General features: G+C 64.0%; 10 protein-coding genes and 1 tRNA gene. 3 read left to right on the top strand and 8 right to left on the bottom strand.

The window, feature by feature from the left end:
• Positions 1-707: 707 nt before the first annotated feature.
• The 3 genes from NLI89_RS09145 to NLI89_RS09135 all read right to left on the bottom strand — a co-directional run bounded on the left by NLI89_RS09145 (position 708) and on the right by NLI89_RS09135 (position 5,032).
• A complete protein-coding gene (locus NLI89_RS09145; protein ID WP_254686758.1) occupies positions 708-3,122 on the bottom strand; it encodes a hypothetical protein in 2,415 nt (804 codons plus the stop codon).
• An 88-nt stretch (positions 3,123-3,210) separates the two neighbouring features.
• Positions 3,211-4,020, bottom strand: a complete 810-nt coding sequence (locus tag NLI89_RS09140) for a discoidin domain-containing protein (RefSeq protein ID WP_254686757.1) — start codon at positions 4,018-4,020, stop codon at positions 3,211-3,213.
• A gap of 739 nt (positions 4,021-4,759) precedes the next feature.
• Positions 4,760-5,032, bottom strand: coding sequence for a hypothetical protein (locus NLI89_RS09135; RefSeq protein ID WP_254686756.1), 273 nt, complete (start codon positions 5,030-5,032; stop codon positions 4,760-4,762).
• 128 nt (positions 5,033-5,160) lie between these two features.
• On the opposite strand from NLI89_RS09135, the gene NLI89_RS09130 reads away from it, so the two are divergent.
• Together NLI89_RS09130 and NLI89_RS09125 are read left to right on the top strand one after the other, a co-directional pair.
• On the top strand, positions 5,161-5,877 hold the full coding sequence (locus tag NLI89_RS09130) for a recombinase family protein (protein ID WP_254686755.1): 717 nt from the start codon (positions 5,161-5,163) through the stop codon (positions 5,875-5,877).
• Entirely contained in the window at positions 5,874-6,608 is a 735-nt protein-coding gene (locus NLI89_RS09125; protein WP_254686754.1) for a hypothetical protein, read from the top strand. Before NLI89_RS09130 ends, NLI89_RS09125 begins: the two co-directional genes overlap by 4 nt.
• A 105-nt stretch (positions 6,609-6,713) precedes the next feature.
• Here the strand turns inward: NLI89_RS09125 and NLI89_RS09120 are convergent, their stop codons facing one another.
• The 5 genes from NLI89_RS09120 to rpsA form a co-directional block, all read right to left on the bottom strand.
• The gene (locus NLI89_RS09120; protein WP_254686753.1) at positions 6,714-7,109 is read right to left on the bottom strand and encodes a hypothetical protein; all 396 of its coding nucleotides are present in this window, start codon (positions 7,107-7,109) and stop codon (positions 6,714-6,716) included.
• Between the two features lie 132 nt (positions 7,110-7,241).
• Positions 7,242-8,822, bottom strand: a complete 1,581-nt coding sequence (locus NLI89_RS09115; RefSeq protein WP_254686752.1) for a site-specific integrase — start codon at positions 8,820-8,822, stop codon at positions 7,242-7,244.
• A 109-nt stretch (positions 8,823-8,931) separates the two neighbouring features.
• Positions 8,932-9,015: transfer RNA gene (locus NLI89_RS09110), tRNA-Leu, on the bottom strand.
• 131 nt (positions 9,016-9,146) lie between these two features.
• Complete coding sequence (locus tag NLI89_RS09105) at positions 9,147-9,425, bottom strand: integration host factor subunit beta (protein ID WP_187502770.1); 279 nt, start codon at positions 9,423-9,425, stop codon at positions 9,147-9,149.
• 170 nt (positions 9,426-9,595) lie between these two features.
• Positions 9,596-11,314, bottom strand: coding sequence for a 30S ribosomal protein S1 (rpsA, locus tag NLI89_RS09100; RefSeq protein ID WP_055879635.1), 1,719 nt, complete (start codon positions 11,312-11,314; stop codon positions 9,596-9,598).
• Positions 11,315-11,589: 275 nt separating this feature from the next.
• On the opposite strand from rpsA, the gene NLI89_RS09095 reads away from it, so the two are divergent.
• Positions 11,590-11,847, top strand: coding sequence for an SWEET family sugar transporter (locus tag NLI89_RS09095; RefSeq protein ID WP_254686751.1), 258 nt, complete (start codon positions 11,590-11,592; stop codon positions 11,845-11,847).
• The last annotated feature ends 308 nt before the right edge of the window (positions 11,848-12,155 follow it).

The raw sequence follows: 12,155 nt of genomic DNA, 5'->3' as shown, positions 1-12,155 counted from the left end.
ATCGACGACCTCCATCTTGTACCTCTTTTCGGCCCGTGCAATCAAGGAGGCGCGGGGCGACAATGCCGTCCCAACGCGGGATAACTAATCATGGCTCAAGTTGTAAGCGTAGTGTCGGTTAACGACTCCCTCTCATTGAGCCTTGCCGGGGGCGAGCGGGTCCACAACCTGGGCGACGGGCTTGTGGCGGTCGATCAGCTCAACGAGACTACAAAGGCCTGGGAGCGGGTCGTAATGAGCACGGAGGACATGAGGGCCATCCTGGCCTGGGCGGCTTGACGGGCGAGGGGGAGGGTCCCGACGACTGTAGGGAGCTGACAGACGAGGATGCCATTTCTACTTTCCACACTATCAGCGCCCTTTTGGTCGAGCTGCTGCGAGAGGGGAACGTCCAGCGGACGGCTCGGGTCGAAGAGTTACTCGTGGATGTCCACATGATGGTCGCATACGCGTTGAAGAACCGCACGCCCTTGATGCACTAGGTTCGCCACTGTCGAGGGGGCAAGCCTCCCAGAGAGTCGCTGGGCGCTGTATGCCCGCCTTCGGGCACCTGCCCACGACTTCTTTAATCGCCGAGTCTGGCGAGGCCTCCAAGGCCTTGTGGAGCACCATGCAGAACCGTGCCCTGGCGGGCGTCGAAAAGAGAACCCCAAGGCCCGGTGAGGGGCCAAGGGGCTTTGAGGTTCTAGGTGCCGAGTGAGCTAGTCCTATTCGTATTCATCCATAGGGCTCGGGTCTGCGTTTTGGCCAGTGAACTGGAGAGCGCCCACCAGGGCCATACGGTTCGCTCGGGTCGAGAGGACACCGAGGTTTGTCCGATCGATGACGCTGCGGTCCGCGAGGGCATCCATAGCCGCTCGGGAGCCTCTGGGCGTTGAGGCGGTCAGGAGTTCCGCCATTCTCTCCTGGACGTCCCCCCGGTAGCTTGCCGTCCCCCTGGGGTTCCCCCGAAGCAGTGCCGTGCTCAAGGCGCCGATGGTGTTGCCGGTCGCTACCTTCCTGCCGATCTCGACAGCGGTCCCGAGGGCTCCCGAGGCCCCTTGGTCCCCTCCAGGCTGGCGGGCGCCTCCGGTCCCGGCGAAGGTCTGGTAGGCTTGCCCCTCCGCCTCCAGTCGATCGTCCAAACGGCTAAGGGCGCCGGGGCGTCCCGACATGGCCTCAATGGCCTGGAGTTTCGCTGTGTCCCCATCGGCGGCGTGGAGGCCCGCGCCGGACAACCCGAGGTCCTGTCGGATGCGCTGGGACACGTCGGCACCGGGGTTGAGGCCGGTGGTGGTCGCGCTGTCGGCAAGGACCGTGCGGGCGCCTGCGGTCCACGCTTCCTGGGCATGCTGCGGCATTGTTCGCATCTGTGCCGCTATCTCGGGTCCGCTCAACTTGGCGACGTCGGCGCCACGCCGCATCCCGTCCGTTAGCGCCATCTCGTCCGCATAGTTCGCCACCGTGTCGCGATAGACGCCGTTCTGGTTGCCCAGTTCGGTCTGGAGGTCACGCGCCCGGTTGTTGATGTGGATCGAGTTGGTGTTGTTCGTCACTCGCCCTGTGATCGGGTTGATCTCGCCCGCTGTGCGGCCCGCGTCCTTCATGGCCCGAATGACCTGATCGAACCCCTCCGTGGAGAGAGTGTCGATACCGGAAAGGTTGCCGTCTCCGTCCATGCGGAACCCGAGAGCCTGCGGGTCGCCCATGCCATTGCGGATGTTCGCGGCAGCTTGCGGGAGGGCGCTTTGGAACGCTGGGGTCTGCATGATCCCCTCGATCTCCGGGGTGATGACCATCGGCTGGGCATAGGCCTGGGCGTATCCTGGAGCCGATGCGGTGGCAGCACGATGCTTGATCGCTTCTACCTCTGCGATGGGATCGACGGCGGGCCCCAGGTCGGCGGCGATATGCTCTCGGGCTCTAGAGGCCGCCTGCGCCTGTCGGGTGGCCATAGCTGCGCGGGCGCGGGTTGCCATTGGGCCGGTGCCTTCAGCCGCCCAAGTACCGGCGGCGCGGGTGACCGGGGTGACGTCGGCGGCCATCGCGGGAACACCAAGGGCGTGGCGCCTGTCCAGCTCTGTGGCGACGTTGGCGGGGGTGGCCTGGACGTCCCCGGTTCCCATGCCGGTCTGGATGGTCGATCCTTCCATTTCCCTCGCTAGGGTCCTTTCGGCCTGGGCGTGTGCGTTGGCAGACGGTGGAGTGAGCGGCAGGCCACGCAGACGGTTCGGGATGTTCTCCAGGCCGGTAAGGGCGGCGTTGACACCGGGGATGTTGCGGCGGGTCGTTGATATTGTCTGCCCGACCTTGTTCGCGATCGGCGCGGCGGCGGCCCCCAGGACTCCCCCGACGCTTGCGCCCAGGGCCGCGTTCGTCAACCGTCCGTCCCCCGTGTCGTTGAGGGCCCCGGAGAGCGCACCGAACCCAGCGCCGGAGAGAGCCCCGTTGACCGTGTGGGCGGCCATGCCTGCGCCTTTGGCGACGCGAGCGACTGGGAGTGCGAAGGACCCGGCGAGGCCCGCGAACTGGGCGCCCGTCGCGACGCTCGGGTGATCGGCTTCAAGCTGGGCCTTGTCCGCGTCGCTGGAGGCCTGTCCGTCTGCGAAGGCGGCGCTAGGATTGAACTCACTCCGACCTAGCCCTGCGGCGATGCCGTTGCCGACTACGGACCCGGCGCCTGCCATGAACCTTCCGGCGCCTGGGATCACGCCGTCCAGGGTCTCGCCTGCGGTGGCGGAGAGGGACTGGAGGAAGCTGGCGTTGGCGCGGGGTGGCTGTGAGGTGCCTCCCAGGTCGGTGGTGTTGAGGCCTTCCGACTGAAGGTAGGTGTCTATCTCGCTCTCGGCGGCGCCTTGGTCGATCATACTGCCGATGTTGGCTTTGACCTTCGCCAGCACCTCCGCCTCTGTGGTCCCTGCGGGGGCTTCGACTTCATAGGTCGCACCGTTCGGCGCCTGGACCTCATATGAAACGGGTCCGCCGACGCGGGCACCGGGCTGGGCACGGGAGGCGATGAAGTCGGCGGCGGCTTCGTTGGTGAGCTGGAGGCCGCGCTGGGCCACGAAGGACTGGAGGTCGCTGGCGGTGGACTTCGGGTCGGCGGCGAGGGCTCGGTAGGCCGCTTCGTCGGCGGGGGTCATGTGTCCCGATGTGGGGATGTTTTCGGGCATGGGTAAGGTCTTCGGGAAGGAGGAAGGATTGGAGGCCCATTGTGACCTCCCGGTGTGGCTAGATTGGCTCGCATTTGAAAAGGAACTGCGAGACGTAGGGACTCGTATTCGTCACTGACCCGGAGTTTAACCGGAGGCGGTAGATGGAGTATCTGGTGACGTTGATAAACTCGCGGGCGTATAGGAAGCCGCTGGGGGTAAACCTCGGACCATACGATACGCCGCCCATTACGTAGTCGGTGATTATTGGAGTCCATAGAGTTCGATCCAGCGAGCCTTCTAACGTCCACGATCCATTGGCGGTACTGTTGTCCTGCTGGGTAGCGAGCCCAGTGAGCAAGATAGGAGCTGGGAAGTCGAATGTTACAAACTTATCTCCGCCACCCGCGTTCCACCAGAAGTCGTTAATGGCGATGGACGACAGTGACTGGCCAGGGTTACCAACATTGCCATCCGCAGTGGCCTCAACGAGGAACCTACGTTCTCCGCAGCCAAAGGCCCAGGCGGAAGTCGGCGCGGCACCACCCCCACCTACGCCCGGAGAACCCTGTGGCCCTTGAGGACCTATGGGGCCGGGAACCGTGCTGTCGGCGCCCGGATCGCCCTTGTCGCCTTTCGGGCCTTCAGGACCTTCAGGACCCGGCACGGGATCGCTGCCGCCGCCTCCCTCTTCGAGGCCCGCAAGGTATGCGAGCGCCGGGTCGAGCGTCTTGAGGGCAGAAACGATGTCGGCGGTTGCCGTGTCGATCCGCTGGAACTCGCCGTCCAGGAAGGGCCCGAAGGACGCCGGAGCGCCTGGGCGCACCCGCCGTCGAAACGGCAGGAGCTTGGCGAGCGCGGCGCGGGTGTTGTCGAGGTCGATGGCCATTAGCGGCGACCTCCGGATGATGATCTTGCGGGCATAGTCGGAAGGTCTCGGGAAGGAGGAGCGGGCGGCAGGATGCCCGCAAGTCAGCACTAAAGGGCGGCAGGGGGGGGGGCCTGGGGCGGGTCCGTCTGTCAGAATGGGTAACGGTCTTTCCACCCTGCCAGCGGAGCGGGCCGCGCTGTCCGTGTGAGCGCATGGGACCCAATGGGACCCAAGATACCCGGATGGGACCCGCCTGTTTCCTCGGAAGGGGCCTGATGGGGGCGGGGTGAACGGCTGGCGACGGCAAGGGTCTGGGCGGGCTGTATGAGACCCAGATGGTAGGACCGAAGCGGAATTATATTCGGCGGGACTTTCGGTTCCCTGGGGAGGACCGCGTGCAGTCAGGCTGGGACTGGTGGTGTGGCCGCATCAGCGAAGCCGCCTCTTTCGAACCGCAATCCGTATCGGCGGCTGCGGGCTCCCCCCGAGGGGCGGAAGGGGACCCTAGATGATTGCAATCGTTACCCTCCTTCGGTGTGTGGTCGGTGGCAGGCGGGGCAGGTCGGTCGATAGCTAGGCCGGAAGCGAGTGGCAGGGGCGGAAGGCGCGAGGGCCCCTGCCGGACATTGCGGTACGGCCTGTCGCCTCTCGGGTCGGCGGGGGACATTAGGCCGAAGCTACATTTGACAGCCTTGAAGTGTGGTGCTTAGACAATACACCTGAAGGGGACAGTGAGGGACCTGGAGGCCCTGCCGCCTTACTGGGACGCGCCGAACCCGACCTGTACCCGCTCGTCCTCGCCAGCTTCTGGCACTAGGAAGATGACGCCAGAGAAGGCCGCGATGGTCATCATGTAGCGATCCTCCCCCGAGCGAACCCATACGTTGTCATTGAGTATCCCTACTCCAGTAACCGTGATGGGGCCGGGGTGCATCCCGAACTGTGCGAGCACTGTGTGACCCTCGCGGATTGCATGGTTCACCTCCCACTGGAGCTGTTCGGTCGGAGTTTTGAAGCGGCTTACGGTCATGGTTCTGGAACCCAGTAGTGGAGCAGGGCGGCATCATTTCACGTGCAAGCGGACCTGTCGAATGGACACTTGCATTGCCATACATATCCGCCTAACGAACGACAGGTGGATTTGAACGGAGCCCCGAAGTGATCGAGCGAGCAGTGGTCTATTACCGGGTGAGCACTTTGCGGCAGGGGGCATCGGGCCTTGGCCTGGAGGCCCAGCGGGTCGCCGTGGAGGCCCTGTGTGCCGAGCGGGGCTGGTCGATCATCGCGCCGCCGTTCGTCGAGGTGGAGAGCGGCAGTCGGAACGATCGCCCCGAGCTGGCCAAGGCCCTCGACCAAGCAAAGCTGACCGGCGCCCGTCTGGTGATCGCCAAGCTGGACCGGCTGTCACGCAATGCCCGCTTCCTCCTCACCCTCCAGGAGAGCGGTGTCCAGTTCGTCGCGGCTGACATGCCACACGCGGATAACTTCACGGTCGGCATCATGGCCATGCTAGCCCAGAAGGAGCGCGAATTGATCTCCCAGCGGACCACGGCGGCACTGAAGGTCGCTAAGGCTCGGGGTGTCCGCCTGGGTAACCCGAACGGGGCGGCAGCGTTCCGCAGGGCCGGGAAGGGCACAGGGGCCGCCATCGCCGCCGTGTCCGCCAATGCCACGTCCAGGGCCGACCAGCTCCGTCCCGTCATCCAGCGGCTCCAGGCGGGTGGCGTTGCGTCCCTCGGGGGCCTTGCGGCGGCCTTGAATGAGGAAGGTATCCTCACCCCACGGGGCGGGAGGTGGCACGCGTCGTCAGTGCGGAACCTCATGGCCCGGTTGGACCCACAGGTGGCCGCTGGCGTCGAGGTGTCCAGCAAGTGAAGGCGGGCAAGCAGTGGCAGGAGCGCGTGCTGGCCTTGGAGGACGTAAAGCTCCGTCCAGACTTCCAGCTCCGCGCCAAGGGGATCAATCGTGCGCACGCCGCCAAGCTCCAACTCGCTTTAGAAGACGGCAAGGTCCTCCCGTCCGTCAAGGTCGCGGCCATTGGGAAGGCGCTGTACCTGGTTGACGGGTTCCACCGCTACGCCGCCCATGAGGCGCTCGGCTCGACGGGCATCAAGGCCCAGGTGGCCCGCATGACCCTGAAGGAGGCGCGGGAGGAAGCGCGGCTCGCCAACGCCACGCACGGGTTGAGCTTGAGCCAAGCCGACAAGCTGAAGGTGTGGGAAGACTTCACCGGGGCGGGCGGTCACCTAGACACCCTCGGGAGCCTGAAGTCCTCCAGGGTGATCGCTGCGGAGGTGGATCATGTCTACAGCCGGGAAGCCATCCGGAAGAAGCTGAAGGCGATGGGGCTTGAGCTTGCCGAGGGGCCGGAGTTCAAACCGTGGCAGCGCGGGGATGATGCCGACGAGAGTGACGAGGCCTTGGTGTCCGAAAGGGTGGAGGAGGCTGAACTCCACCTAGCGGCCTTCGAGAGGCTGTTTCATTCTCTCCCCAGCGATGACCAAGGGGCCCTGCTAGGCACCGCCAGGAAGCTGGTCGAGGCCTTGGAGAGCGGAGAGGCCCTGAAGAAGCTCGCGGAGCCCGCCGTCTTCCCCTTGGACATTTAGGGACGGCAAGGGCCTGCGAGCTTGTCATGGGTGTACGGGACAGGAGTGGCGGAAAACTGCGGTTCTCGGCATCCACTGGTGACAACATTGTCACTTCAGGGTTTGTTATATTGAAGGCGTTTGCCTGTCTGCCGACGTAGAGCCAACAAGCCGCCCCAATGCCTCTCGCCCCGCCGGGGTCAGCGAGTAGATGAACCGGAGTTCTTCGGCAGTTTCCCACCGCTCATCTACTAGCTGGCGGCCGGGCTGGCCGTAGCGGTCCGTGACACCGAGCGCCTTGAGGTCGTTCATTACGCAACCATCGTCGGCGTCGAGGTAGGCGGCGAGTTGAACTCGTGACATCGGGCCGTGCAGTCCAAGCTTCATAAGCACCTGCAAGCGGCGAACGGGGGAGTTGACGCCGATCTCCAGTCGGGATTGCTCAAGGTGTGCGGCGGCCTTGGCGAGCCCGGAGCGTTGCCGAGCGTCTAAAGGAGCAATGATTGCCTTCCGTCGTGCCATGCCGAACCTCGCTCTCCGGGGTAGCCGATCGCGCAGCCGGTAGTCCTCAATTACTTGGAGGGCGCGGAGAGAGTCGAGAGGGTTGTACATTTGTGGAGCATCGCCAGTAGGGTCGAGCCTGGGGGCGGCCCTTCAGACACCGGGCACCGCATAGCGCGGCAGGAGGGCAATGGCGGCGGCCATAGTGGGGATGGGCATACTGCCATAGGCCTCGCCTTCGGTCCGGGGTTCATGGCCCTGGATCGCGTCGCGCACCTCTCCCGACATGTGGACCGCACGGGCGACCGTCTTGAACCTGTGGCGCCATCCGTGGCTAGGGGCGACTCCCTTATCAGTGATCCCGACCTCTTCGCGGACCCAGGCACCCAAGCGCTCGCCTACCTTCTTAATATGCCGGTTCGTCGCTGACGGGGCCCTCTGACGACTAGGGTCATAGAACATCGGTCCGTCGCCGGAGGACTTGACGACTTCCAGGAAGCCTTGGTCTATCAAGTGGGTGTGCAGAGGAACAAACCGCGCCTTCATGCTCTTTTGGGTTCCAGCCTCGGGTGTAATGCGGATGACCCAGATACCCTTTTCCTCGGTAACATCTATGCCGCGGAGCTGCGTTATCTCATTCACCCTTGCTCCGGTGTAGGCGCATAGCCACGGAACCCATCTGCGGGACAGTGCATAGGTCGGAAGTATTCTATTTGCCGGAGGTATAAGGGAGGCCGTAAGTATTCGAAGGGCCTCATCATCCGTGAAGTCTTTTGACCTAAGTTCCGGCTTCTCCTTGCCATGCACCTTGATATTGAGCGCCACGTTAACGGGCAGCTTCCTTTCAGACACAGCCCAGCTCAACATCGCCCTTATTGATCCGAGGTATCTGCCCCGTACCGTGTTTGCCTGCCGCGTGCCGTCCTTCAGTAGTTCGTCGCGCCACCGCATCAAATCGTCGGTCGTGATCTTCGCGGCGTCATCATGGCCCAGGAAGTCCTTGAGATGCACGATGTGGCGGCGCCAGTCCTGGGCGGTAAGAGGCGTCATGCCTGCCGCTCTGGTGTAGGCGTCGAAGGTCTCCAGGAGGGGCAGGCGGGACGTCCCAGGTGCCGAGCGCTCCTTGTGGCCCACAGGCGCTGGCGGGGCTGGGAGGGACACTGTTTCGCCGTTGAGCTGGGCAAGGGCGACGGGAGCGGCGCGAAGGGCGGAAGCGTTGAGTTCCCGACAGAGCAGGCCCAGGTTGTCACCCGCTGGGTCGATCACTAGGCCTTCCGTATCGAGCAGCGCGATTGCCGAGTGGGACCACCAATCCTCTATGGCTTCCGAAGCGCCTTCGCCTTGCCAACGTTGGAAGTCGCCTAGCTTCTCTTCCCAGCCCTCGCGGCGCCTGTGTGCCCGTGCGGGCCCTTCATTCCACAGGGCGGCGGCGTCGCGCTTGAGCAGGTCGATCTCGAATACCTTGCCCAGGTAGGCCAGCCGGGGCGCGTCGAGGATGTCGAAGGTGCCTGTGGCGGCCTTAGTGGCCTTGGCGACGATGGCGTCGAACCGGGCCTCCGCGGCGCGGCGCCTGTGGTCGAACTCCTGCGATCGTGGGTCCTTGGTCGCCAGCGAAACTTTGAACTCGGCAGACGTCTTCCCGGAGCTGCTAGCCGGAATGAAGGGTAGCAGTGCGGTCGGATAGGCCCTGCGGTAGCTCAATCTACCCGTCTTCGCGTTCTCTGCGATGTGCATGACAATTATTCTCATCGGCCCGCTTTGTACCTCTTTCCTGTACCGGAAGAGACACGAAAGCCACGGTATTCTGCCGTTTCTAAGGATTTTCAGGCCCTTGGAGGTGGGTTGGTGCGGACGGCGGGACTCGAACCCGCACTCCTAGGGAGGGAGATTTTAAGTCTCCTGCGTCTACCGGTTTCGCCACGTCCGCACACAGTGCCAACAAGACGAGGTCGCCCGCCGGGTCAACCCATCTCGATCGGTCGGCAGCATATTCCTGTGCCCCATACGCGCGGCGTCCGGGGCGGTATCACTCACACGGTATCGCTCACACGGCGGCGATCACACGTTAAGGCGCGCGCGCATTTCCTTGCCGGGCTTGAAATACGGGACGCGCTTCGCCTCGACATCGACGACTTCGCCGGTGCGGGGGTTGCGGCCGGTGCGGGCATCGCGTGCGCGCGTCGAGAAGGCGCCGAAACCGCGTAGTTCGACCCGGCCATCGGCGGCCAGTCGCTTGGAAATCTCGTCGAAGAACGTGCTGACGATCAGCTCGACTTCGTTCGGTTGAAGGTCCGGATGCGCCTCGGCGATCTTCAGGACCAATTCGGATCGGATCATTCGAGCCCCCGCCCATCTTTGAATATACGCGTTGGTGAAAGTTGATACAGGTCAACCTGCGAGGCATTAGCACTTATTCCGGTTCAGTCAAAAACCAAAGTGCCCCGGACAGAAAAAAGCCCGACATGTTCGACACATGCCGGGCTTTTTCCATTCACAAAGGGTTAACCTTACTTCTTCTCGGCTTCCGTGCGAGCCTTGAGAGCCTCGCCCAGGATGTTGCCGAGGGTCGCGCCGGAATCCGACGACCCGTACTGTGCAACGGCCTGCTTCTCTTCCGAGATCTGCATCGCCTTGATCGAGAAGGTCGGCTTCTTCGAACGATCGAAGCCGGTGACCATCGCATCGAACTTCTGGCCGACCTGGAAACGCTCCGGACGCTGCTCGTCGCGATCGCGACCCAGATCCGTGCGCTTGATGAAGCCGGTCGCGCCATCGTCGCCCTGCTGCACTTCGAGGCCCGCGTCGCGGACTTCGAGAACGGTCACGGTAACGATCGCATTCTTGTTCAGCTTGTCGCCCGCTGCTGCGATGCCGCCGGCCGATGGCCCGCCGCGCTCGAGCTGCTTCATGCCGAGCGAGATACGCTCCTTCTCGGCGTCGATGTCGAGCACGACGGCCTCGACGGTCTCACCCTTGCGATGCAGGTTGAGCGCGTCCTCGCCCGAAACACCCCATGCGATGTCGGACATGTGGACCATGCCGTCGACGTCGTTGTCGAGGCCGATGAACAGACCGAACTCGGTCGCGTTCTTGACTTCGCCTTCGACGGTCGAACCGATCGGATGAGCGGCAGCGAAGGCCTCCCAAGGATTGGCCTGAGCCTGCTTGAGGCCGAGCGAGATGCGACGCTTCTCGGAATCGACTTCGAGGACCATGACGTCGACTTCCTGCGAGGTCGACACGATCTTGCCCGGATGGACGTTCTTCTTGGTCCAGGACATTTCCGACACGTGGACGAGGCCTTCGATGCCCGCTTCCAGCTCGACGAACGCACCATATTCGGTGATGTTCGTGACGCGGCCGGTGAGCTTGGCGCCGACCGGATACTTGACCATCGCGCCATCCCAGGGATCGCTCTCCAGCTGCTTCATGCCGAGGCTGATGCGCTGCGTGTCCTTGTTGATGCGGATGATCTGCACCTTGACGGTGTCGCCGATGTTCAGGACTTCGCTCGGGTGACCGACGCGCTTGTAGCTGAGATCGGTGACGTGCAGCAGGCCATCGATGCCGCCGAGATCAACGAACGCACCGTAATCGGTGATGTTCTTGACGACGCCGTCGATGATCTGGCCCTCGGCCAGGCTGAGGATCAGGCCCGAACGCTGCTCTGCGCGCGTCTCTTCGAGAACGGCGCGACGCGACACGACGATGTTGCCGCGCTTGCGGTCCATCTTCAGGATCTGGAACGGCTGGGGGATGTCCATCAGCGGGGTGACATCGCGCACGGGGCGGATATCGACCTGCGAGCCGGGCAGGAACGCGACGGCGCCGTTCAGGTCGACGGTGAAGCCACCCTTCACGCGGCCGAAGATCACGCCTTCGACGCGGGTCGTCTTCGAGAATTCGGTTTCCAGCTTGTCCCATGCGGCTTCGCGACGGGCGCGATCGCGGCTGAGCATCGCTTCGCCGTGGACGTTCTCGACGCGGTCGACATAGACTTCGACTTCGTCGCCGACCTTGAGGTCAGCCTTCTGGCCCGGCGCTGCGAATTCGCGAAGCGGCACGCGGCCTTCCGACTTCAGACCGACGTCGATGACGGCCATGTCGTTCTCGATGCCGGTCACGGTGCCATGCACCACGCGGCCCTCGAAGCTGTCGGCGTCGCCGAGCGTTTCGTTCAGCATCGCCGCGAAATCGTCGCGGGTCGGCATTACCTGGGTTGCCATAGAATTCAGTAATCCTAGTCTGTTTCCGGCCAAGCGGTTGGGTCCGCTGGTCTTGGCCTTCGTTGCCGCGACGACCGAACGCCGGCGCGGCATCCGGACGGCACGAGGCTGCGGAGGACGTAGACGCTGAATGCGAAAACGGCGCGTGAGACTCGAGGGTCTCCGCGCCTTCCTCCACGAGCATCGCTCGCCGGACGTCGCTGTGTAGCCGAAACCGCGTCTCGGAGCAAGTTCGGCTCGGCTTCGTTGGGGCGCTTCACAACAGGAGCGAAGATTTGAACGAACGCGGCATTCTCGTGCTGGGCTGGGTCGCCACCGTGACGGCGATCGTGATGTACCTGTCGTACATCGACCAGATCCTGCTGAACCTCGCCGGGCAGAAGGGATCGGTGGTCCAGCCGTTCGCGACGATGGTGAATTGCGCGCTGTGGGTGGGGTACGGGTTTCTGAAGGACAAGCGGGACTGGCCGATCGTCGTGGCGAATTTTCCGGGGGTGGTGTTCGGGGCGGTGGCGCTGGTGACTGCGCTTTAGGTCCACTGATCCCCTTCCCAGGAAGGGCGCGCGCTTATCCCCTACCAGGGGGGGGCTCCGCCGGTCCCCCCTCCCTGGAAGGGAGGGGTTGGGGGTGGGTCGGCCAGCTCGTGCCACGCCCGATCGCCGATGCGGAAGCCGACCCACCCCCTGCCCCTCCCTTCCAGGGAGGGGAGCGAGAAGAAAGGTGCGCCCACCCCCAACACCGCCACCCCGGCGAAGGCCGGGGCCCAGTTGGGGGACGTTGCTAACTGAGGGCGATGCTCCGTTACTGCGACCTTTCCAACTGGGCCCCGGCCTTCGCCGGG

Origin of the sequence: Sphingomonas faeni, assembly GCF_024273235.1 — a bacterium.
Taxonomy (GTDB): Bacteria; Pseudomonadota; Alphaproteobacteria; order Sphingomonadales; family Sphingomonadaceae; genus Sphingomonas; species Sphingomonas faeni_A.
This window is presented reverse-complemented; position numbering and strand designations above follow the sequence as displayed.

Bases quoted from the DNA above. Each gene is read 5' to 3' on its own strand.
- NLI89_RS09105 (WP_187502770.1), bottom strand. From the start codon at position 9,425: ATGATCCGATCCGAATTGGTCCTGAAGATCGCCGAGGCGCATCCGGAC.
- NLI89_RS09145 (WP_254686758.1), bottom strand. From the start codon at position 3,122: ATGACCCCCGCCGACGAAGCGGCCTACCGAGCCCTCGCCGCCGACCCG.
- NLI89_RS09140 (WP_254686757.1), bottom strand. From the start codon at position 4,020: ATGGCCATCGACCTCGACAACACCCGCGCCGCGCTCGCCAAGCTCCTG.
- rpsA (WP_055879635.1), bottom strand. From the start codon at position 11,314: ATGGCAACCCAGGTAATGCCGACCCGCGACGATTTCGCGGCGATGCTG.
- NLI89_RS09135 (WP_254686756.1), bottom strand. From the start codon at position 5,032: ATGACCGTAAGCCGCTTCAAAACTCCGACCGAACAGCTCCAGTGGGAG.
- NLI89_RS09120 (WP_254686753.1), bottom strand. From the start codon at position 7,109: ATGGCACGACGGAAGGCAATCATTGCTCCTTTAGACGCTCGGCAACGC.
- NLI89_RS09115 (WP_254686752.1), bottom strand. From the start codon at position 8,822: ATGCACATCGCAGAGAACGCGAAGACGGGTAGATTGAGCTACCGCAGG.